14 protein-coding genes are annotated in these 21,999 nt (G+C 63.0%); 2 read left to right on the top strand and 12 right to left on the bottom strand.

Annotated elements, in window-relative coordinates:
• Window positions 1-18: 18 nt before the first annotated feature.
• Genes MHX52_RS00530 through aspS form a run of 3 tightly spaced genes read right to left on the bottom strand, consistent with a single transcriptional unit; the run spans window position 19 to window position 4,490 of the window.
• A complete protein-coding gene (locus MHX52_RS00530; RefSeq protein WP_239315981.1) occupies window positions 19-1,395 on the bottom strand; it encodes a replication-associated recombination protein A in 1,377 nt (458 codons plus the stop codon).
• Between the two features lie 19 nt (window positions 1,396-1,414).
• Window positions 1,415-2,677, bottom strand: coding sequence for a phosphotransferase (locus tag MHX52_RS00525; RefSeq protein ID WP_049049934.1), 1,263 nt, complete (start codon window positions 2,675-2,677; stop codon window positions 1,415-1,417).
• 10 nt (window positions 2,678-2,687) lie between these two features.
• A complete protein-coding gene (aspS, locus tag MHX52_RS00520; RefSeq protein WP_239315980.1) occupies window positions 2,688-4,490 on the bottom strand; it encodes an aspartate--tRNA ligase in 1,803 nt (600 codons plus the stop codon).
• Between the two features lie 100 nt (window positions 4,491-4,590).
• Between aspS and MHX52_RS00515 the strand changes: the two genes are divergently transcribed.
• Complete coding sequence (locus MHX52_RS00515) at window positions 4,591-5,550, top strand: neutral zinc metallopeptidase (RefSeq protein WP_049049932.1); 960 nt, start codon at window positions 4,591-4,593, stop codon at window positions 5,548-5,550.
• Between the two features lie 42 nt (window positions 5,551-5,592).
• Here the strand turns inward: MHX52_RS00515 and MHX52_RS00510 are convergent, their stop codons facing one another.
• The 4 genes from MHX52_RS00510 to MHX52_RS00495 all read right to left on the bottom strand — a co-directional run bounded on the left by MHX52_RS00510 (window position 5,593) and on the right by MHX52_RS00495 (window position 12,915).
• Window positions 5,593-8,388: an ExeM/NucH family extracellular endonuclease gene (locus tag MHX52_RS00510; RefSeq protein WP_239315979.1), complete on the bottom strand. Its 2,796-nt coding sequence runs from the start codon at window positions 8,386-8,388 to the stop codon at window positions 5,593-5,595.
• A gap of 85 nt (window positions 8,389-8,473) precedes the next feature.
• Window positions 8,474-10,636, bottom strand: coding sequence for a bifunctional UDP-sugar hydrolase/5'-nucleotidase (locus MHX52_RS00505; protein WP_239315978.1), 2,163 nt, complete (start codon window positions 10,634-10,636; stop codon window positions 8,474-8,476).
• Between the two features lie 250 nt (window positions 10,637-10,886).
• A complete protein-coding gene (gene hisS / locus MHX52_RS00500; protein ID WP_239315977.1) occupies window positions 10,887-12,218 on the bottom strand; it encodes a histidine--tRNA ligase in 1,332 nt (443 codons plus the stop codon).
• Window positions 12,219-12,240: 22 nt separating this feature from the next.
• The gene (locus tag MHX52_RS00495) at window positions 12,241-12,915 is read right to left on the bottom strand and encodes an MBL fold metallo-hydrolase (protein ID WP_070487558.1); all 675 of its coding nucleotides are present in this window, start codon (window positions 12,913-12,915) and stop codon (window positions 12,241-12,243) included.
• Window positions 12,916-13,028: 113 nt separating this feature from the next.
• On the opposite strand from MHX52_RS00495, the gene MHX52_RS00490 reads away from it, so the two are divergent.
• Window positions 13,029-13,895: a peptidylprolyl isomerase gene (locus tag MHX52_RS00490; protein WP_239315976.1), complete on the top strand. Its 867-nt coding sequence runs from the start codon at window positions 13,029-13,031 to the stop codon at window positions 13,893-13,895.
• Window positions 13,896-13,916: 21 nt separating this feature from the next.
• Here MHX52_RS00490 and MHX52_RS00485 read toward each other — a convergent pair whose 3' ends face one another.
• The 5 genes from MHX52_RS00485 to secD form a co-directional block, all read right to left on the bottom strand.
• Window positions 13,917-16,184: a bifunctional (p)ppGpp synthetase/guanosine-3',5'-bis(diphosphate) 3'-pyrophosphohydrolase gene (locus tag MHX52_RS00485; protein ID WP_070487562.1), complete on the bottom strand. Its 2,268-nt coding sequence runs from the start codon at window positions 16,182-16,184 to the stop codon at window positions 13,917-13,919.
• 73 nt (window positions 16,185-16,257) lie between these two features.
• Entirely contained in the window at window positions 16,258-16,857 is a 600-nt protein-coding gene (locus tag MHX52_RS00480; protein WP_035003816.1) for an adenine phosphoribosyltransferase, read from the bottom strand.
• Between the two features lie 95 nt (window positions 16,858-16,952).
• Entirely contained in the window at window positions 16,953-18,638 is a 1,686-nt protein-coding gene (locus MHX52_RS00475) for an ABC transporter substrate-binding protein (protein WP_239315975.1), read from the bottom strand.
• 58 nt (window positions 18,639-18,696) lie between these two features.
• Window positions 18,697-20,031, bottom strand: coding sequence for a protein translocase subunit SecF (gene secF / locus MHX52_RS00470; protein ID WP_239315974.1), 1,335 nt, complete (start codon window positions 20,029-20,031; stop codon window positions 18,697-18,699).
• Window positions 20,032-21,948, bottom strand: a complete 1,917-nt coding sequence (gene secD / locus MHX52_RS00465; RefSeq protein ID WP_239315973.1) for a protein translocase subunit SecD — start codon at window positions 21,946-21,948, stop codon at window positions 20,032-20,034. It lies immediately after the preceding gene.
• Window positions 21,949-21,999 lie beyond the last annotated feature (51 nt).

Below are 21,999 nucleotides of genomic sequence, written 5' to 3'. Positions count from 1 at the left end.
AAATGGAATGCGTACATTCTACCCCCGGGTCAGGAAGGAGCGAACGATAGCCCTAAGGCTACTCAAACGCGCGGCAATGGTCTTTTCGTGGCCGTGGGTTGTCGGCCGGTAGTACACCGCGTCCTTCAGATCGTCCGGCAGGTACTGCTGCGGCACCACGCCCTTGGGGTCATCGTGCGGATAGACGTATCCCACCGCGTTACCCAGCGCCTTCGCCCCTTGGTAGTGGCCGTCGCGCAGGTGAGCCGGCACTGCCCCGCCCTTGCCTGCCTGCACGTCCCCAATGGCGGAGTTGATCGCCGCGATCACCCCGTTGGACTTCGGCGCGGTCGCCAGGTGGATCGTGGCCTGCGCCAGGTTGAGCCGAGCCTCCGGCATGCCGATGAAGCTCACCGCGTGATACGCCGCCACCGCCACTTGCAGCGCCTGCGGGTCGGCCATGCCGATGTCCTCGCTGGCGTGGATCACCAGCCTGCGGGCGATGAAGCGCGGATCTTCGCCGCCTTCCAGCATGCGGGCTAGGTAGTGCAGCGCGGCGTCCGGATCCGAGCCGCGGATGGATTTAATGAAGGCACTGGTGATGTCGTAGTGCTGGTCGCCGTCGCGGTCGTATCGCGCCACTGCCTTGTTAAGGGACTTTTTTACTTGTGACGCCACCAGCTCCGCCACGCCGTCCTCCCCTTCCGGCTCGACTCCCTCGGCCGCGGCCTCCAGGTACGTCAGGCTACGGCGGGCGTCCCCTGCCGCCATGGCGACGAGCTGGTCCATGGCCTCGGGGGTCACCCGCAGTCGGCCGGCGTATCCGCGCTCATCGTCGAGAGCGCGCTGCAGTACGGTGCGGATGTCGGCGTCACTAAGAGAAGAAAGTTGGACAAGCAACGACCGCGACAAGAGCGGCGAGACCACAGAGAACGAGGGGTTCTCGGTGGTGGCGGCGACCAGCAGCACGGTGCGGTTTTCGACGGCGGAGAGCAGCGCGTCCTGCTGGGTTTTGGAGAATCGGTGCACCTCGTCGATGAACAGCACGGTGTGCTCGCCCATGACCAGGCGCTTGCGGGCCTGCTCGATGATCGCGCGGACTTCCTTGACGCCGGAGTTCAGGGCGCTCAAGGCCTCGAAGCGGCGGCCGGAAGCCTGGGAGATGAGGCTGGCGATGGTGGTTTTTCCGGTGCCGGGCGGGCCATAGAGGATGACGGAGGTATCTCCGTGGCCTTCGATCAGGCGGCGCAGCGGCGAGCCCGGGCCGAGAACCTTGCCCTGCCCCACCACCTCATCGAGGCTGCGGGGGCGCATGCGAACTGCCAGTGGGGCGTGGGAGCCGGGGTGAAAATAGGCCTCAGCCGAGTGCGCGTCGGCGCCGCTGCCCTGCTGACCTTGAGAAAACAGATCGTCCATCGGCTTTAGGCTGTGGGCGCTACTCGTCGCGCTCGTTCGGGAAGGCTCCCAGCTGCGACAGCACCTTCAAAAGGACTCGGGCGAAGCCACCAATCGCCTCGAAGTCTTGGGAGTCGCGGCGGCGGGAGAAGCGCTCGATGGCCTCCACCGTCGTGGCCAGGTCCTCGAGCTGCTCCTCCGACATGTGGCGGATCGAGCGCGAAACCTCCTGGTTGTCGGATTCTTCACCGAAGACGAACGAGGAGTGCTTGGCCACGGAAAGCCGGCCGTAGTACATCATGATCAACGACAGGAATGCCCAGCCGATGAGGGCAGACATGACCCAGTCGTGGAAGACCTCGTCGTCGGAGATTGCAGGCCAGATCTGCTGGGCCTCCGCCCGCCAGGCGGCGAGGAACTCCGTGGTCTCCGGCTCGTCCAAAGCCGGGGTGGAATTGTCCTGGGGGAACCCCGCCACCACGCAGGCGACGTCGAAGGCCGCGTCCCGGAAACCGGCCCACTCGTAGTCCAGCAGCACGATGTTGTCCGTGAGCATGACGTTGTCGGGCGCCAGGTCGAAGGGGGTGAAGACCAGAAACTCGGACTTGTTCTGGCGCTCGACGGCCTTGGTGGCGTAGCGCTGTACCACCGGGTCGATGGTCAGGCCGTTGGAAATCATGAGGTCCACGCCCGACTGGATGAGCTCGCCGACGTTGATGTCGGACTCTTCGATCGCCTCGGGGCTGATGTGGTGGCGCTGGCACTGGCGGCGCATCAGGGTGGAGTAAGACTGCGCGCCACCGAACGTGGCGGCGTGCATTTTGCCCAGCGAACGGCCGAGCTTACGCAGGGCTCCGATGCGGGACTTGGAATCCTGGAGCGTAAGCACGTCGGTAAAGCTCGTGCCGTCGCCCGCGTCCGACAGAATCAGCAGGCGCTGGTCGATGTCATAAGCCAGCAGTACAGGGCCGGGGCGTACCGTCTCCGCCAGAGTATTGGTGTACTGGTAGGCCACGACCTCGCGGAGCATGCCGAGGGCATCCGGACCGAACTCCCCTGCATCGCCGGCACCGTCGCTGCCATCAGCGTTCGCGGCGGCCGCGTCCCCTTCGCTTTCCGGCGGCAGCTGCTTGATAACCACCGTGCGTTCCTGCAGGAAGGGGTCGGCGGAAATCCGGCAGCGCAGAACCATCGAGGAGCCACTGCCACCCAGATCCTGCGGATCGCTGAGTTCGGGTGAACCTCCGAAGCGGTTCGCCAAAACCTGGGTTGCCGCCTCGACAGTGGACTCGACTGATTGCACTACTACTCGCCTACTTTTCCTTCTGGCCCTTCTGGCCCTTCTTCGGCTTGAAATCGATACCGGATTCCTTACGCTGCTCCGCGGAGATCTCGCCCGGGGCGTCGGTCAGCGGATCCACGCCGCCGCCGGACTTCGGGAAGGCGATGACGTCGCGGATGGAATCGAAGCCGCCCAGCAGGGAGACGATGCGGTCCCAACCGAACGCGATACCACCGTGCGGCGGGGCACCGAAGGCAAACGCATCCAGCAGGAAGCCGAACTTCTCGCGGGCCTCCTCCTCGGTGATGCCCATGACCTTGAACACGCGCTCCTGCACATCCGGCTGGTGGATACGAATAGAACCGCCGCCGATCTCGTTGCCGTTACACACGATGTCGTAGGCGTAGGCCAGCGCCTCGCCCGGGTTCTCGTCGAAGTTATCCAGGTACTCCGGCTTCGGGGAGGTAAAGGCGTGGTGCACGGCAGTCCACGCGGAGTGGCCCAGGGCCACGTCGCCAGACGCGGCGGCATCCGCAGCCGGCTCGAACAGTGGGGCGTCAACAACCCAGGTGAAGGCCCAGTCTCCTTCCTTGATCAGGCCCAGCTTGTTAGCGATCTCGCCGCGGGCAGCACCCAGCAGGGCGCGGGACGGCTTGGTCTCGCCTGCGGCGAAGAAGATGCAGTCGCCCGGCTTGGCGCCGACGTGCTCGGCAATGCCCGCGCGCTCTTCGTCAGTAATGTTCTTGGCAACCGGGCCGGACAGCTCGCCGTCCTCGCCCACCAGAATGTAGGCCAGGCCCTTCGCACCGCGCTGCTTGGCCCACTCCTGCCAGGCATCCAGCTGGCGGCGGGGCTGGTCAGCGCCACCGTCCATGACCACGGCACCGACGTACTCGTTCTGGAATACGCGGAAGGTGGTGTTCTTGAAGAAGTCGGTGCACTCGGTGATCTGGATGTCGAAGCGCAGATCCGGCTTGTCGGAGCCGTAGTACTTCATGGCATCGGCGTAGGTCATGCGCGGGATCGGGGTGGAGATCTCGTAGCCGATCTCCTTCCAGATGGCCACCAGGATCTCCTCTGCCAAGGAGATCACGTCTTCCTGGTCCACGAAGGACATTTCGACGTCCAGCTGGGTGAACTCAGGCTGGCGGTCGGCGCGGAAGTCCTCGTCGCGGTAGCAGCGGGCGATCTGGTAGTAGCGCTCCATGCCAGCCACCATCAGCAGCTGCTTGAACAGCTGCGGGGACTGCGGCAGGGCGTAGAACGTGCCCGGGCGCAGGCGTGCGGGCACCAGGAAGTCGCGGGCGCCCTCCGGGGTGGAGCGGGTCAGCGTCGGGGTTTCGATCTCCGTGAAGTCGTGCTCGGCCAGAACCCCGCGGGCAGCCTGGTTAACACGGGAGCGGAGGCGCAGCGCATCGCCCTGGGTCTTGCGGCGCAGATCCAGGTAGCGGTACTTCAGGCGGGTTTCCTCGCCCACCTCGCCGGAGGAGGACGGATCGTCGATCTGGAACGGCAGCGCCGCCGCCTCGTTCAGAACCTCCAGGGCGGACACGTTGACCTCGATGCCGCCAGAGGCCAGGTTCGGGTTCTCGGATCCCTCCGGGCGAGCCTCGACCACGCCGGTTACCTTCAGGCAGTACTCGCTGCGCAGGTCGTGCGCACGCTCCGCCACCTCGGACTCGCGGAAGACGACTTGTGCCACGCCGCTGCGGTCGCGCAGGTCGATGAAAATGACGCCACCGTGGTCGCGTCGACGACCAACCCAGCCGGTCAGGGTCACTTCATCACCAATATTCTCTGGGCGCAGTTCGCCCGCCAGGTGTGTGCGCAGCACGTTCCTATAGTCCTTCCTCGATTTTTAGCCTTTTCGGCCTTACAGCTTACCTTGTCCGCAATGGGGTGTGTACGTCGCCCGGGTATGGCACGATTCACTTGTGACTTTTAACAACAATCTCAACAATTATTCCGACCGTGGACAGCGCGGAGGCACCGGCTCCGGCGGGGGCGGATTCGGCTTCGGCGGCGGGGGTGGCAATCAGGGTGGAGGCGGCGGCCTCTTTACGGGGCTGCTCTTTGGCGCTCTCGCCCGCCGCTTTGGCATTCCCGGAATCATCGTTGCCGCCATTCTCGTGTTCTTCTTCAACGGTGGAATGGGGATGTTGGGCGGAAACAACGGCGCCGATCAACGTGCGGGCGTCAATAGCAGTCAGGGCGGCGAGGGCTTCGAGCACTGCCAGACGGCCGAGGACGCCAACAACAACGACGATTGCCGTGTGCTGGCCACGGCGAAGTCGGTCGACCAGTTCTGGAACTCGGCACTGCCGGACGAGGCTGGGACCGATTACAGGGAGCCGGGGCTGGTGCTTGCCGAGGGGCAGACCAGCACCCGCTGTGGCTCCGCGAACCTAGCTAGCACCGGGCCGTTCTACTGCCCCGGCGACGAGACGGTCTACATGTCCGTCCCGTTCTTCGACGAGCTGAAGCAGATGGGCGGATCCAACGGACCGTTCGCCCAGATGTACGTCACCGCCCACGAGTTCGGCCACCACATCCAGAACCTGGAAGGCAACCTGGGGTTGAGCGACTACGACAACCCGGGTGAGGATTCCAACGCGGTGAAGATGGAGGTCCAGGCCGATTGCTACGCCGGCGTATGGGCCCAGAACGCCGACAAGGGTGAGGACGCTCTGTTGGAGCCCCTAACCCAGGAGCAGGTCGAGCAGGCTATTGCGACTGCTCGTTCTATTGGCGATGACGCCATCCAGTCCAGCTCCGGACAGGAAGTAGATCCCGACAAGTGGACCCACGGGTCTTCCGAAATGCGCGTGGACTGGTTCATGCGCGGCTACCAGGGCGGCACCATGAAGTCCTGCCACCAGGACTTCCAGCGCTAAGCCCCGCGCAGGTAGCCCCGCGGTGCCCCGACTGCGGCGCTGTTAGCGCTGCGGCGGCAGGTACGGCCGCAGCCAGTTCGGCACTGCGCTGGCCGGGATCAGGTGGTTCACCCAACCCCACAGACCCGCACCAGCGGCACCCAGTCCGATGATGCCCAGGATGATCGTGGTGATGATGCCTGCCTTAGCGGAGCCGCTGAGCTCCGTCTTGGAACCACCCAGAGATCCGGTGGAACCAGTGGAACCCGAGGAGCCGCCCGGCTTGTCCGGATTGGTCGAGTCGTCCGGATCCGGTCCCGGCTGCGGGTCCGCGCCCGGGGCGTTGAAGCCCACCTTGATCGGGTCGTGGTCCGAGGCACGGAACACGCTCGGCTCGTAGAAATCAACCACGTTGTAGTTACGACGGGAGTACTCGAACGCAACCGACTCGTCGGCGTTAATGTCCCACACGTCCGCGCCAGTGGCCATCTCAGTAGCCTTCTCGTTGGCCAGGACGTGATCCAGGGAGCCCACACGGCCGCCGAACTGGTAGGAGTGGCCGGCGTCGAACTTGGTCTCGAGGTTGCTATAGCCAGCCTCCTCGATGATGCGGATGGCATCTTCCTTCGCGTAGGCATTGAAGTCGCCGAGGATGAATTGGGGCTTGTCCTTGAAGTCGGCGTCCTCGCTCAGCCACTTGACTAGCTGGCGGGACATCTCCGCGCGCAGCTTGGCGTTGTTACCCTGGCCGTCGCCCGTATCGGCGTCGTCACGAGCCACGCTGCCCTTGGACTTATAGTGGTTCACGACGGCGACGAAGGCCTGCTCGTCCTTCGCACCCTTGTTCTTGAACTGCTGCGCCAGCGGCTGGCGAGCGATCTTGTCGAAGGCCTCCTCGTCCAGGATCTTGGACTCTCCGACCGGCTCGACCTTGTCCGGCTGGTAGATGAAAGCAGTACGGATGACATCCTCGTCTTTCGCCACCGTAGCCGGGCTCTTTACGTACTCCCAGTTCCCACCGGCCGCGTTGAGCTCGTCGACCAGGTGCTTCAGCGCTGCGTCACGATCCTTGCCGAACTTGGCGGAGTTCTGGATCTCCTCCAGACCCAGCACCGAAACATCCAGGGTGTTGATCGCCTTGACGATCTTGGCCTGCTGGTCCTTGAACGCCTGCTCGCTGTAGGCACCGCGAACGTCGCAATTGTTGGCGGTGATCGGGTTGCCCTCGCGATCCTTGTAGGAACCGCAATTGGTCTGATCCTTGCCCAGGTCAGTGAAGTAGTTCAGGACGTTGAAGCTGGCGATGGAGTGGCTGCCGCCGACCTCTTCGGGGCCGTTCTCCTCGGCGGGGCGGGAGTCCTCCCAGCTAATCGGTAGATCCGCCTGCGCGGTATCGCCCGTGATCTGGGAGGTTGGCTGCAGGGACCACTTGTTGAAGCCATAGGACAGCACCGTCGGCTGGGAGAAGCTCACCTGGTCGCCGGTGCGAAGGGACTTGATGCCCTCGGCGGTCTTCAGGTAGGGCTGCGGGGTGTTCTGCGCATCCTTGCCGCGGAAGAAGTTCAGAGTAGCGCCGTCGTCGAGGGTGACGACTTGCTTGGCGTTCTCGGCCTCATAGTCCTGGGCTTCCTTCCCCGGTGCCACCTTGGAGGTTGCCTGGTACAGCGGCTCGTCTCCCTTCACCAGATCTGCGGAACCGTACTGGTTCAGCTCGTAGTTGTTGGTGACGGTGTAGGTAGCGGAAGGCTGGAACATCATGTGCTCGTTGGCCTCGCGGGTCTCCTCGTCCAAAGGAACGGGATCCTTGATCGGCTCCGGCTTCTCGCCGCAGTCCTCGGTCGGGTTTTCGGACTCGGTGTACTTGGCAAAGCCGATCTGGGTGGACTCGTAGTGCTCCCCCACCGTGCCGGTGACCACGACGCACTTGCCGAGGTCCGCCGGGGTGCCGCCCTTGCCGGTGTAGACGAACACTGCCTGGGAGGCTTCGCCAGCCTTACGCAGCTGTGTCGCGCCGCCCTCCTGGATGACGAAGCCATCCAGCCCCCCAGAGGGATAGCTTGCGGTGACCCATCCGGCCGTCTTGACCTGCTTGTCCACCAGCGGGGACTTGTCCCCCGTTCCCTGAATATCAGAGATCTTGTGTTCCTCAGCGTCTCCCGGCTGATCCGGCTCGTTGGGGTCGTCCGGGTTCTCTGGCTGCTCTGGGTTTTCTGGGTTATCCGGGGCTTCCGCGTTCGGATCCAGCGCGTCGCCGCCGCTGTAGCGCGGCTTCGGATCGCCGACGGTGAAGTCGGCACTGTTGTCGTCGGTATCCTTCCCCTCATCATTACGGGCAGCAGCCGTGGTGTTAGAGAGAGCCGCGGTACCAGCGGTCTCCTTCACCTTCGCATTGCCATAGCCCACGATGTCGACCGCGGGGTTTCCAGCGGCCCACTTTTCGGAAGAGTCAGCCAGGACGACAGTGCCGTTCGTACCGCCCATGGCCAAATCGTCCCCGGTGGCGTCAGCAACAATATCCTGGGTACCGCCGTCACCCGCAGCGCCCTTGATCAGATAGAAGCCCTTCGGCTGGATGGTGCCCGACAGAGCGATCGGCTTAACGTTGTTTCCGCCATTGGCGGAGAGGTACTGAACGGTCCACCCATCGAGTTTGATCGGCTTATCGGTGGGGTTGAACAGCTCAACGTAATCGTTCTTCAGCGTGGCGCCCTTGTTTCCGCCGCCGCCATAGACAGCGCTGATGACGACGTTATCGCCAGCCGGGGTGCCCAGGGCAGTCGGGACGGTGAGGACATTAGCGCCCAGGGCCAGCGCGCTGAAAGTGGCCACGGAGGTGATGGTTTTGAAACGTGCCTTCATGGTTCCAAAGTCTGCTTTCTGGTGAAGATAGCTCCCGCTGGTGAAGGCGGGAGCTAGAGGTGATTGGGGTGCTGGTTAAGTTGGCCTAGATGTGGAGCATGTCGCGCGCCCACTGCGGCAGCATGTCGCGAGCCCACTGCGGAACGACGTTGGCGGGAATGCCACCGTTCTTCTGCACCCAGGAAATGGCGGTGGCGCCACCGATGATGACGGCCAGAACGCCGATCACTGCGGCGATGATGCCGCCCTTGGAGGAACCAGACAGGGAGCCTTCTGCACCCGGCTTTTCATCCGACGTTGCACCGCAGCCACGATCGACGTCGAGCTTGCCTTCGACGGAGATCGGGTAGTTCAGCTTGGAGCCAGCGTCGGTGGTGATCTGCAGGAACGCTGCCTCTTCTGGGACGGTCAGGTTGATGGTGGCCTTGCCGGTTTCGTCGTGGGAGTCGGTGACGGTGTTATCCATGTCCGCGGAAGCTTCGTCGACGGTGACGGCCTTCTTGCCCTCGCAGCGCAGGAACTTCGCGGTCGCCTTGGTGGGCTTCGCTTCCTTGCCGGTGTAGCTCAGGGAGCTGAGGTTGACGGTGACCTCCTTCTGCGGAGCCAGCACGTTGCCGCGCAGGGCTTCATCGGAGACTTGTGCCTCATCCACGGCCGCGCCGGACAGCTGCACGCCGACGGAGGTCTGGTTCGGGCGAACGGAGATGTCCTTATTGTCCTTCAGGTAGCGGTTGAACACATCGATGTCCATCTGACCCGCGTCCTGGAACTTGCCGCCCTTGAATGCATCAAAACTGTCACCACCGTTCAGCAGGAAGCTGGACCCGGCCACGCGGTACTTTTTGCTCGGGTCAAGAGGCTTGCCATTGACGGAAACGTAGGTGATGCGCTTGCCCTGCTCGGCATCCGGGTCGTATGCGTACTGCACGTTCTTGGACAAGCCCAACGCCAGCATTGCGCGCTCCCCGCCCGGCTTCCACTGCTGTTCGAGGGCCTGTTTCAGCTGCTCACCGGTGATCTCCACAACACCCAGGGAGTTGCCAAAAGGCTGAACTGCGAAAGCCTCTGCGTAGGTCACGTCACCGGAGGCCAGGTCAGCGCGGACGCCACCGGCGTTCATCACGCCCAGGTCGGCCTTCAAGTCGGTCAGCTTGTTAACGCCGTACAGGGTGGCGTCCGCAATCATGGAGTTCAGGGAGGACTCGGTACCGCGGTTACCGCCGGATTCGCCGTCGGAGTTTGCGCCGCGGTAAAAGTCGTTCTTCAGGGTGGTAACGACCTTTTCGCCCTCGGTTTTCGCCGATTCCTTTGCCGCGGAAACGATCTTCGCCACGTCCTCATCCGGAGTATCGCCACATACGTCCATCATGTCCTTGGCGCTGCGGTTTTCGGCGGTGACGGACACAACCTTCTTGGCTGCCTTGTCGTAAACGATATCGATGTCGGCCAGATCCATGCCGTAGTTGGCCGGCTGCACCAGCACCGGCTTACCGTCGAGCTTGCGTAGCACATGGGTGTGGCCGGCAATAACTGCGTCCACGTCCTCGGAGAGTTTAGTGTTGTCCATCCCCTCATGCACCAGGCCGATGACTACGTCCGCCTCACCAGATTCCTTCAGTCGCTTGGCTTCTGCGTTGGTCGCAGCCACCGGTTCGGAGAAGCTGAGGCCTTGGATGCCGTCCGGAGAAACCAGGTTCGGGGTGTCCGCAGTGATGGTGCCGACATATCCGATTTTCACTCCGCCTTTTTCGATTACCTTGGACGGCGCCATATCGCTTCCCTTGACGTTTGCACCCAGGTAGGGGAACTTCGCATCCTTGTCGCCGTTAACACCTACGCGATCCTTCAGGTCTGACCAGCCCTTATCGAACTCGTGGTTACCCACGGCGGAAGCCTCTAGTCCCATGGCGTTCAACGCATCCAGGGTCGGCTTGTCCTTCAGAATGGAGGACTCGAAGGGAGAACCACCGATGTTGTCACCTGCGGAAACGAAGCTGGTGTTCGGGTTAGCCTCGCGCTCCTTGTTCACGTAGCAGGCCATCACGGCCGCGCCGGGCTCGCTGATCTCTCCCTTCCGATCCTTAGCCTGGGATAGGTGGCCGTGGAAGTCGGTGATGCCGAGGATGTTCAGGCTCACCTGGTCGGCTTCGGCGGCATAGGCGGGGACGTTCAGGCCCGCGAGGGCCAGGGTCGGCGCCATGGCCAGGGTCATGACGGCACGGGAACTGCGGCGAGACAGCTTGAACACTTTGGGTTTCTCCTCGTTGAAACGAATCACTAAAGGTTGCGCAGCAAAGGCGTGCTGCAACGCAGGAGAGCTAACCACCGTTACTTGTTCTTGTCCGCGCAATCCTTTGCGCAAATCACGCTGCGACCAGGCACTTCATGCAAAGTAATGGAAGTATTAAACTTTAATTCACCAAAAATACCCCCGCGTGGTGTTACGCGAGGGTAAGGATGTGACCGGTGTTACTTCGGCTTTCCGCTAAGCTATTCCACTAGCCGCGGGCAGTTTTCTCCGCCGTCTTCTCCGCCAGCAGCTCTACGACGGCAGCCAGATCCACCTCGTGCTGCTCGTGAGCGCCGAGGTCCTTCACCGTCACCGTGCCCTCAGCCAGCTCCTTATCACCCAGCACCAGGGCATACAGTGCGCCGGCACGGTCGGCGCCCTTCATGGCTCCCTTCAACCCACGGTCGCCGTAGGACATATCGGCAGCGACCCCGCGCTCGCGCAGGTCGTCCACGATGCCCACCATGCGCCGCTTGGCCTCTTGCCCAAGTGCCACGCCGTAGACATCGACCCTTCTTCCTGTTGACGCCTTCTTCTCCTCCGCCTCAAGCGCCAGCAGCGCTCTATCGACACCCAGCCCGAAGCCAATTCCGGAAAGATCCTGCCCACCCAGCTGAGCCATCAGGCCGTCGTAGCGTCCACCACCACCGATGCCGGACTGTGCGCCCAGGCCGTCGTGGACGAACTCAAAGCAGGTTTTGGTGTAGTAATCCAGGCCGCGCACCATCCGCGGGTTGATGGTGTAGCCAACGCCCAGGTCGTCCAGCAGCCCGGTCACGGTCTCGAAGTGCTCGCGGGAGGAATCGCTGAGGTGGTCCAGCATCAAGGGAGCCTCGGCCAGCATCTCCTGCATCTCAGGGCGCTTATCGTCCAGGACGCGCAGCGGGTTCAGCTGCGCGCGGCGCTGCGTCTCCTCGTCCAGCGGCAGGGTGGCCAGGAAGTCCTGCAGCTTCTGCCGGTAGGCGGGGCGGTCGTCCCAGTCGCCCAGGCTGGTCAGCTCCAGGCGGAAACCGTTCAAGCCAATGGAGGTAAAGCAGCGGTGCGCCAATGCGATAACCTCGGCGTCCAGCGCCGGATCGTCCACGCCGATAGCCTCCACACCCACCTGCTGCAGCTGGCGGTAGCGGCCGGCCTGGGGGCGCTCGTAGCGGAAGAAGGGGCCGTTGTAGACCAGCTTGACGGGCAGCTGCCCACGGTCCAGGTTGTGCTCAATGACGGCACGCATGACACCCGCCGTGCCCTCCGGCCGCAGGGTTACCGAACGGCCGCCCCGGTCGGCGAAGGTGTACATCTCCTTCGACACAACGTCGGTGGATTCGCCAACGCCACGGGCGAACAGAGAGGTCTCCTCGAAGATCGGCAGCTCCACGTGTTCGTAGCCTGCGGCGTGCGCGGCGGAGGTGAACGCATCCTTGACCGCCTTGAATTCCGCCGATGTTGGCGGCACGTAGTCCGGCACGCCCTTCGGCGCGCTTAGCGCCTTAAACTTCTCAGCCTTAGTCTTCTGGGACTTCTGTTGCTTCTTCTCGCTCTCAGTCACAAAAGAACAGTCTACTAAACAGCTATTGGACTGCCGCCAGGAAGCTATTGGTGCGCTTTTCTTCCCCGATGGTCGTGTGCGGGCCGTGCCCCGGCAGCACAATGTCCTCATCGGCGAAATCGGTGGTGAGCTTCTTGAGGCTCAGCATCATGTCCTCAGGCGAGCAGCCCGGAAGGTCGGTGCGGCCCACTCCCCCGCGGAACAGCACATCGCCGCCGAAGATCAGCCCATTCACGCGGAACATAACATGCCCCGGCGAGTGGCCCGGCATGTGATGGATCTCGAACTCCGCGCCACCGATACTGATGGAATCCCCCAGGTGGCGGATGTCCTCGATCGCGGGCATGTTCGCCACGTCGAAAGGCTGCGCCAGCGGGCTGGCCGCCTGATCCATCTCCAGCATGAAGCGATCCAACTCGTGGACGTAGACCGGCACCCCGAACGCTCCCGCGTCGCGGATGTGGTCGATGTGCCCGTGAGTCAGCACGACCTTCTCGACGAAGAACTTGTGTTCCTCGGCGAGCCTTTGGATGTTCTCGAAAGCACCCAACCCCGGGTCTATAACGACTGCCGGGGAGTTTTCCCCGCTAGTGGCGTCAGAACCATCAATCACCACATAGCAATTGGTTTCGAAAGGACCGGCGGGAAAAGAAAGGATCTGCGTCGTATCCGGCAGGAGGGTTGCGTCTGTGCTCATGCCACTAAACCCTAGCGAAAACAGCAACGAGCCCGTGCCCCTTCACCCGAATCGGCCAGTATATAGGGCATAATGGATCACCGTATCTAGCACAAGAAAGGTCCTAGAAAAACGTGTCTGACAACAACTACCCGAACGCGGCTCAGCGCGACCAGGCGCTGTCGGAGCTAGAGAAAGCTCTGAAGTCCCGCGAGCGCAAGGCCAAGATCGCACCGCTGGGCGTGGTCGCAGCAACCCTCGCCGTGCTGGTGGTCATCGTCGGCGGCATCTGGTTCGCCGCCACCTACACCTCCGACGAGGAAGAAGATCAGGTCGCCGAGAGCGAGCAGCAGCAGTCCGAAGAGCCGGATGTGAAGCCCGTGGCGCTGCCGGCAGGCCCCAAGGAGCCCTACGGTGACACGGTGAAGTGCGAGTACCAGAAGGATCCGGAAGGCGAGCTCAGCGACGCAGGACTGCCCAACGGCAAGGACGTGACCGCCAAGGGAACCGAGAAGGTCACCCTGACCATGAACGGCCAGAAGGTCGGCCTGGAGCTGGCCAACGACAAGTCCCCGTGCTCCACCAACTCCTTCAAGCACCTGGTGGAGAAGAAGTTCTACGACTCCACCAAGTGCCACCGTTCCGTGAAGTCCGATTCCATGACGATCCTGCAGTGCGGCGACCCCGAGGGCACCGGCGCAGGCGGCCCGGGCTACAGCTTCGCGGATGAGTTCCCGAGCAACGGCGTGGACGAAGGCCAGGCCGACGCCCCGGTCAACTACAAGCGCGGCACCCTGGCGATGGCCAACAGTGGCCCGGATACCAACGGCAGCCAGTTCTTCCTGGTCACCGGCGACACCACCCTGCCGCCGAGCTACAACGTCTTCGGCACCATCGACGAGGCCGGCCTGAAGGCACTGGACAAGCTGATGGAAAAGGCACCGGAGGGCGATGCCTCCCCGTCCGAGGACATCAACATCGAGTCCGCGGTGCTGGACTAGTCTTCTGGGCTAGCCACGCAGCTAGCCGCCCGTCGTGACGCGGTAGACGTCGTAGACACCTTCGACGTTGCGCAGCTGGTTCATCATGTAGCCCAGCTGCTTCGTGTCCGACACCTCGAAGGTGAAGCGGATAGTCGCCACCCTATCGCCCGCGGTGTGTGAGTTCGTGGCGATGATCGGCACCTTCTGGTCCGAGACCACGCGCGTGACCTCAGAGAGCAAACCGTTGCGATCCAGGCCCTCGATCTGGATCGTGACCATAAACACCGCATTGTGGAAGCTGCTGGCCCACGAGACCTCGATGATCCGCTGCGGCTCCTGGTGCAGCTTCTCAGAATTGGTGCAGTCCGTGCGGTGCACGCTTACTCCCCCGCCCTTGGTGATGAAGCCGAAGATCTTATCGCCCGGCACCGGGGTGCAGCACTTCGCCAGCTTCGCGGAGAAGTCGGCCTCCCCCTGCACCAGAATGCCGGAGCCATCGCCGCGGCCTTCCTGCGGGGTGTTCGCAATCTTCGAGGTCGCCGAACCCGACTGCAGGACGTCATCTGCCTCGGATTCCGGCTCCATCCCCTCAACCAGGCGGTGGCAGACGTGCCCGGCGGTGACCTCTCCCCGCCCAATGGCCGTATAGAGCGCCTCGACATCCTGGTAGTTCATGTCGCTGGCCAGCAGCCGCAGGGATTCATGCGTGAACAGGCGGTGCACCGCCAGGCCACCCCGCTGCGCTTCGGCAGCCAGCAGGTCGCGCCCCTTCTCCGCAGCTTCCTCGCGGCGCTCCTTGGCAAACCACTGCCGAATCTTCGCCTTCGCGCGCGGCGAAACGACGATATTCATCCAGTCCTTCGACGGCCCGGAGTTCTGGTCCTTGGAGGTAAAGACCTCCACCTTGTCGCCAGTATTCAGCTTGGATTCCAGCGCCACCAGCTTGCCGTTGACCTTCGCACCAATGCAACGGTGTCCGATCTCAGTGTGCACCGCATAGGCAAAGTCGATCGGCGTGGAGCCGTTCGGCAGGGTGATGGCATCGCCCTTCGGCGTGAACACGAAGATCTGGTTGGTGGACAGGTCGTAGCGCAGCGAGTCCAGGAACTCGTTCGGATCCGCGGCCTCCTTCTGCCAATCCAGCAGCTGGCGCATCCACGCCATCTGATCCACCTCTGCGGACTCGCTGTTATTGTTGCCGCGGGTTTCCTTGTACCGCCAGTGCGCCGCAATGCCATACTCGGCGTTGTGGTGCATCTCGTGGGTGCGGATCTGCACTTCCAGCGGCTTAGTGTCCGGGCCGATCACGGTGGTGTGCAGCGACTGGTACACGCCGAAACGCGGGGAGGAAATATAGTCCTTGAACCGCCCCGGCATCGGCTGATACAGGGTGTGGATGGCACCCACGGCCGCGTAGCAATCCTGCACGCTATCCACCAGAATGCGCACGCCCACCAGGTCAAAGATCTCGTCGAAGTCACGGCCGCGGACGATCATCTTCTGGTAGATCGACCAGTAGTGCTTCGGGCGGCCCTCCACGGTGGCGTGCAGCGAACTGCGCGACATGGCCAGCTCGATCTCCTGCTTCACCTTCGCCAGGTACTGGTCGCGCTTCGGGGCGCGGTCGGCAACCAGGCGCACGATCTCGTCGTACTTCTTCGGGTAGAGGATGGCGAAGGCAAGGTCCTCCAGCTCCCACTTCACGGTTGCCATGCCCAGGCGGTGGGCCAGCGGAGCAATAACCTCGAGCGTCTCGCGCGCCTTCTTCGCCTGCTTCTCCGGCGGCAGAAAGCGCATGGTGCGCATGTTGTGCAGGCGGTCGGAGACCTTGATCACCAGCACGCGCGGATCCTCCGCCATGGCGACGATCATCTTGCGGATGGTCTCCGCCTCCGCCGCGGATCCCAGCACCACCTTGTCCAGCTTCGTCACGCCGTCCACCAAGCGGGCGACCTCGCTGCCGAAGTCGCGGGAAAGTTCATCCAGGGAGTAATCAGTATCCTCCACCGTGTCGTGCAGCAGCGCCGCGACCACGGTGGTTGTGTCCATGCCGATCTCCGCGGCGATCGTCGCCACCGCCAGCGGGTGCGTGATGTAGGGCTCGCCGGACTTGCGCTTCACGCCCTCGTGCAGCTTCTCGGCGGTGGCATAGGCGCGGTTCAGCAGGGCGAGGTCGGCGCGCGGGTGAAAGCGCCTGTGCACGGAAATGAGCGGCCCCAGTACGGGGTTGATCTTTGGCTTACCGGTGCCGGTGAGGCTTCGCGCAATGCGAGCCGCCATCCACAGCGAACCCTTTTCGTTGCTCATAGCCGCTTCAAGTCCTGCCTGTTTCTTCTCTTCTTTTTATTGACGCCACCTGCGCCAATGACCCCTGGGGGTATCAGACGGCCTGGTCGACCACGTAGAGCGGTAGATCCTTCAGACGATCGCGACCGTCCAACGCGGATACTTCTAGCACCACGCCGAGTCCGCAGACCCTTGCCCCGGCGTTTTCCAACAGCTCGCGCGAGGCAGCGAGCGTACCGCCGGTGGCTAGCACGTCGTCGATGAGGAAGACGTTCTTGCCCTGCAACGGGATCGCGTTGTCAGCCGGGATCTCTAGTGAGGCCGTGCCGTACTCCAAAGCGTAGTCCACATGGTGGACAGGAGGCGGCAGTTTGCCGCCTTTTCGAACTGCCAGGATACCCACGCCCAGCTCGTAGGCGACGGCGCTTCCCAGCAGGAAGCCACGGGCATCCAACCCGCCGATCAAGTCGATGTCGAAATTGCGGCAGTGCTCCGCTAGATCCTGCACCAAAAGCTTGAAGGAGTGCGGGTCTGCCAGCACGGGGGTGAGGTCTTCGAAAACGATGCCTCGTGAGGGAAAGTCCGGGACTACCCGGATGCTTCGGCGCAGCGCGCTTGCCGCGGTCTCTGCGCGCTGGGGATTGCTGTCTTTGCCGGAATAGTCAGCGTGGTCGGCGTTGTCGGCGGAAGTCAAGCTCTTAGGTCTCTTTCTCTCTTAGGACTGCGAGGGATCTGCGGCAGCACGGGCATTTCCTACCTTAACGCCCCGGCCAGCCTTACAGGTGGGGCTTACTTGCTGGGCTCTTCATCTTCGGGAGCTACGGGGGACTCGCTAGCGGAAGTTCCCTCCGCCCCGTCGTTGCCTTCGTCGGAGGCACGGCCGGTCGCCACTGGCTCGTCGGACTCCACCCAGCGATCCATGTTCCAGCTCACCCCCGTATCCGAGGAGCTATCCAGCACGTTAGCCGCATGAACCTCGGCAAGGATGGTGCGCGGCTCGGTCACCAGCGGCAAAGTCATGGCGTCGTCGGCCAACGCCGTCTCCGCACCCCTGATCTCCTTGAGCCCGGCGCCCGGCGTGGCGTTCACCGCCGAGTTTCGGCCGTTGGCCGAACGGGTGTCGAGGGCTACGTCGTAATCCACGCCCAGCAGGCCGTAGTCATCGGCCGAGCGGGGCACAGGTTCAATGTTTACCCCCGCCTCCGCGCACTGAGACTTAAGGGCGTCAACAATCTTCTTATACCGCGGCACAGAATCCAGGAAGCCTACGCGGATAGTCATCCCGTTCAGCTGCGATCGGGCCTCATCGACATTGACCTTGGTATTCCGATCGTTGATGTCGTCCAGGTAGCCGCGCAGCGGGTGCTCGGAGCCGACCACTCGCAGGCCGGTCGGCTGGACGGCTGCTCCGGTCTCCTCTTCCACGGCCTTGGCGATCGCCTCCCGGTCGATGCAAGCATTTAGAGCCTTGCGGGAGTCGGGATTCTGCAGCGGGCCAAGGTCGGAGACACGCAAGGTATCCACGCGCTCAGAGTTGCTCTCAACCACGCGGAACTCATCACCGTTGAGGCCCAGCTCCTCAGCCACCTTGCCAGGAGTCTCCCCGGCGCCGCGATTGGTATCCACCACGGAAAGCTGGTTGTGCTCCCCCAGCTTCTTAACGTCCGCCCCCTGCGGCCAGAGGTACACCGGGGATTGGGCGGGCTCCACCCCGCTCCATTCAGGATTCTTCTCCAGCTTCAGCGAGCCATCTTCCTTTCGGGCGGCAATCTTGTACGGCCCGGAGGTCGGCACCTGGGAAGGATCAGTCTTGGCGAAGGTGAACACGTCCTGCCAGGCCTTACCCAGATCCGTCAGCGCTTGTTCGTCCATGACGTCGATGGCGGACACGACATCTTTCACTCCGGCCTTCTCCGCCACAGTGTGGGAGGGCAGCACCGTGCCAGGTCCGAATAGCTCGCGGTAGCGTTCACCGCGCTTGTCGGCGAAGTGCACACTGAACTGCTTGGCGCCCGCTGCACAATCGATGTTCTCCACCTGGCCAAACAGCGGCATGTCGGCACCGAAGAGGTCCGGGCGTGAACTGGCTTGGAAGCTCAGCAAGAAGTCATCGCACACCACGGGCTTTGAATCCGAGTAGGTGGCGTTCTCGTTAATGGTGTAGTCCACCTGTCGAGGATTCCCGGGCGCTGGCTTGGCCGTCACCAAGTCGCCGTTGGGCAGGTTCTGTCCGCGTGGCCCGGCAATGAAGGCTCCCGGGTAAAGGCGGGCAGAAATCTTCGCGGCATCCGTCGCCACGCCCACCGCTGTGCCCGCGTTGGAGGTCACCAGGTCGCTGGTCAGCACGTATCCAAACTGCTCCGGCGGGCTGCTCAACGGAGAATCCTCCGAACAGCCGGCCAGACCGGCTGCAGCCAGGGCTGCGGATAGCGCCAAGGCTGCGGTGGACCGTACTGCATCCTGCTTGCGGATCACTGGTCGCCTTCCTTCCTCCAACACATCTAAACGAAAAGAGCCTGCGAGCCTCTCCGGGCTACATGCCCGGGCGCCAGGACCTTCCGGCGTCTTCGTTGTGGGTCTCGCGCTTGAAGTCCTCCGTGGAATCGTCTGCCAGGCGGGCATTCGGGCTGGATACGCTGCGCTTTCCGGCCTTCTTCGCCTCATCTGCATCCGCGCCTGCACCCGCGTCTGCGGCGGAAACTCCTACCTTTTCGTTGGCATCTTCGGCGGTCTCCACTGCGGCGTCCTCATCAGAAGAACTCTCCTGCGACGTAGCGAGGGAACGGGCGCGCTCCACTCGGGCCTCGTGCTGCTTGTACTTCTGCTGGCGCATCTTGAACGTCACCAGCAGCGGCGCGGCAAAGAAGATGGAGCTAAACGTACCGGCGATCACACCGATGAACTGCACAAGCGCCAGGTCCTTCAGCGTGCCCACACCCATGATGCCGACGGCAACGATCAGCAGCGAGGCGATCGGTACCAGGGAGAAGATGGAGGTGTTGATCGAGCGCATGATCGTCTGGTTAATGGCCAGGTTCGTTTCCTCGGCATAGGTGGCGCGCGTGGAACCAAACAGGCCGGACGTGTTTTCCTGCACCTTGTCGAACACCACTACCGTGTCGTAGAGCGAGTACGCCAGAATCGTCAGCAGGCCGATCACGGTCGCCGGCGAAACCTCGAAGCCGACCAGTGCGTAAATGCCGGAGACAACTGTGAGGTCGATCAACAGACAGATGATGGCCGCGGCGGCCATGTCGCGCTCCATGCGGATCGCGATGTAGAGGAACACCGTCAGCAGGAACACGCCCAGGGCGATGAGCATCTTCTTGGTGATGCTGCTACCCCACGACTCAGAGACGGTGGAATCGCTAATCGCGTCCTGGGTAACCTCGCCGACGTTGTTCTTCGGGTGATACTCGTTGAACAGTGCCGAACGGGCCTCGCGGATCTGCTCCTCGCTCAGGCGCTCGGAGGTGATTTCGATGGACTCGGCATCGCCGCTACCGACGGTCTGAGTGGACTGCGGAGCGATGCCGGTGGCCTCCTCGAAGACCTCGGAAACGCTCGATTCGGTGGCTCCGCCTGCCGGCGGCATGGTCATACGGGTGCCGCCCTCAAAGTCGATGCCCAGCGAGAAGCCGCGCACCAGAATGGACAGCAGACAAGCCACTACCACCGAGACGAGGAGGCCATAAAGGCGACGGCGGTTCTGCACAATGCGGAAGCCGCCGTTGCCGTTGTAGAGCTTCTCTAAGAAGCCCGCCGCCTCGGTATCGGGTGCGTCGACCGGGGTGGCTTCGGCCGCCGAAAGCTCCGCGGACTCCACGGCCTCGGACTCTTTCACGCTTAGGGTTTCGGGGTTACTCATTTACTTCCCCTCCTTGTCGTCGGTGGCCGGGGTGTCTGCCTTTGTGGACGCCTTATCTTCCGCCTCATCCGGATCTTCGGCCTTCTCGGCCACGTCTGCCTTGTCGGCCTTCTCGGCCTTATCAGCCTTCTTGGCCGACTTAGCACGCACCGCGTGCTCGTGGGGCTTCCGCCCGTACTTGCGCTCCGCAACGCGGTAGGCCGCGCCCAGTCCGTTGAGCTTCGGCGAGGCGAATTGCGGTCGGCGGGACATCAGGATCAACAGCGGGGCGGTCAGCAGGAACGCCACGACCAGGTCGAACACGGTCGTCAGACCCAGGGTGAATGCGAAGCCCTTGACGTCGCCGACAGCCAGGAAGTACAGGATCACGGCGGCGATCAGGGAGACGATGTTACCGGTGACGATCGTGCTGCGAGCTCGCTGCCAGGCGCGTGGCACTGCAGAGCGGAACGTAGCACCATTCTTGATCTCATCCTTGATCCTCTCGAAGTAAATCACGAAGGAGTCGGCCGTGGTGCCCAGGCCGATGATCAGGCCGGCGATGCCCGCCAGATCCAGACTGTAGCCAATCCAACGCCCCAGCAGAACGATGAATCCGTACACCAGGGCGAACGCCGCAACGAGGGACACGATGGCCACGACACCCAGGCCGCGGTAGTAGGCCAGCGCGTACAGGCCGACCAGAACCAGGCCCACCAGACCGGCAATGATGCCGGCCTTCAGGGAAGCGGCACCCAGCGATGGGGAGATCGTGGTGGTAGTGCCACCCGGCTCGCCGTTCTCACCGACGAAGCTCAACGGCAGCGCGCCATAGCGCAGGTTATTAGCCAGGTCCTGGGCTTCCTTTTCGGAGAAACTACCCGTGATCTGGGAGACCTCGCCCGGGGGCGTCGGCGACTGGATCTCAGGCGCGGAGATCACCTTGGAGTCCAGGGTGATGGCCACTCGCTTGCCCATCATCTCTTGGCCGAGTGCGTACCAGGTCTCGCCACCCGGGGTCTGCTCACCGGTCTTGAACTTAAAGGTGATGGCCATCTGCGCCGAGTTCGGCTGCAGGCCGCCGGTGATCTGCGAGTTCGTGTCGATCATCTCGCCGGTCAGGCGCTCGCCGTTCTTCTCGTCGGTCTCGCCCTTCAGCAGCGGCGCCGGGCCCAGAACCAAGGGTCCCTGGTCGCTACAGGTGACCAGCGGCTTATCCGCATCATCGGAGCCTGCCATGGGATCGTTAGCTTCACAGTCCAGCAGCGCACCGGCTGCCTGCTGCTTGTTTCCGTCCATGCTCTGGCGGTCTGCCTTTAGTACCTCGACCTGCTTGTCGCGGCGCTCCTGCTCCTCGACAGAATCCTTTGGCTCCGCCGGTGGCTTGGCGGAGACCTTCAGTTCCTTCGGCGCATCCTCCAGGCCGAGCTGCGGGAATGCCTTAACCATTTGCCCAAGGCGCTCGTTGGCGAAATCTGGGGTGATAATTCCGTTCTCCACCCAACGGTTCGCCATCTTCTTCAGGGCCTGTGGGAAGTCCTTGGTGGGCTGCCCCGGCTGCGATTCGGGGCGGAACAGCAGCTGCGAGGTCTTGCCCAACGAGCGCGCCTCGCCCGCGTCCGATCCGGGAACGGTAATGACCAGGTTGTTGCCATCCGTCACCACGGAGGCACCGGAAACACCCATGCCGTTCACGCGGTTTTCCAGAATCGTGCGCGCCTGGCTCAGCTGATCCGGCGTGGGCGTATCCCCCTGCGGAACCAACGTCACTCGGGTACCGCCCTGCAGGTCGATACCCAGCTTGGGCTCGAAGGATTTGTTTCCCGTAAACATGATCAAGCCCAGCACGATGAGGACGACCACCACGAATGCGGCGAGCGCCCGCTTCGGCCACGCGAAGCCGCCCTGTGCAGCAGTTCTCTTTTTGTTCTTTGCCACCGCTTTAAGTCTCCTGCAATCCAGCCGCAAACACACGCGGCCGGTGTACTA

The sequence above is a fragment of the Corynebacterium sp. ACRQJ genome (assembly GCF_022346045.1).
GTDB classification, from domain to species: domain Bacteria; phylum Actinomycetota; class Actinomycetes; order Mycobacteriales; family Mycobacteriaceae; genus Corynebacterium; species Corynebacterium evansiae.
Note: the sequence above shows the minus strand (reverse complement) of the source record. Positions and strands in the feature narration are given on the sequence as shown.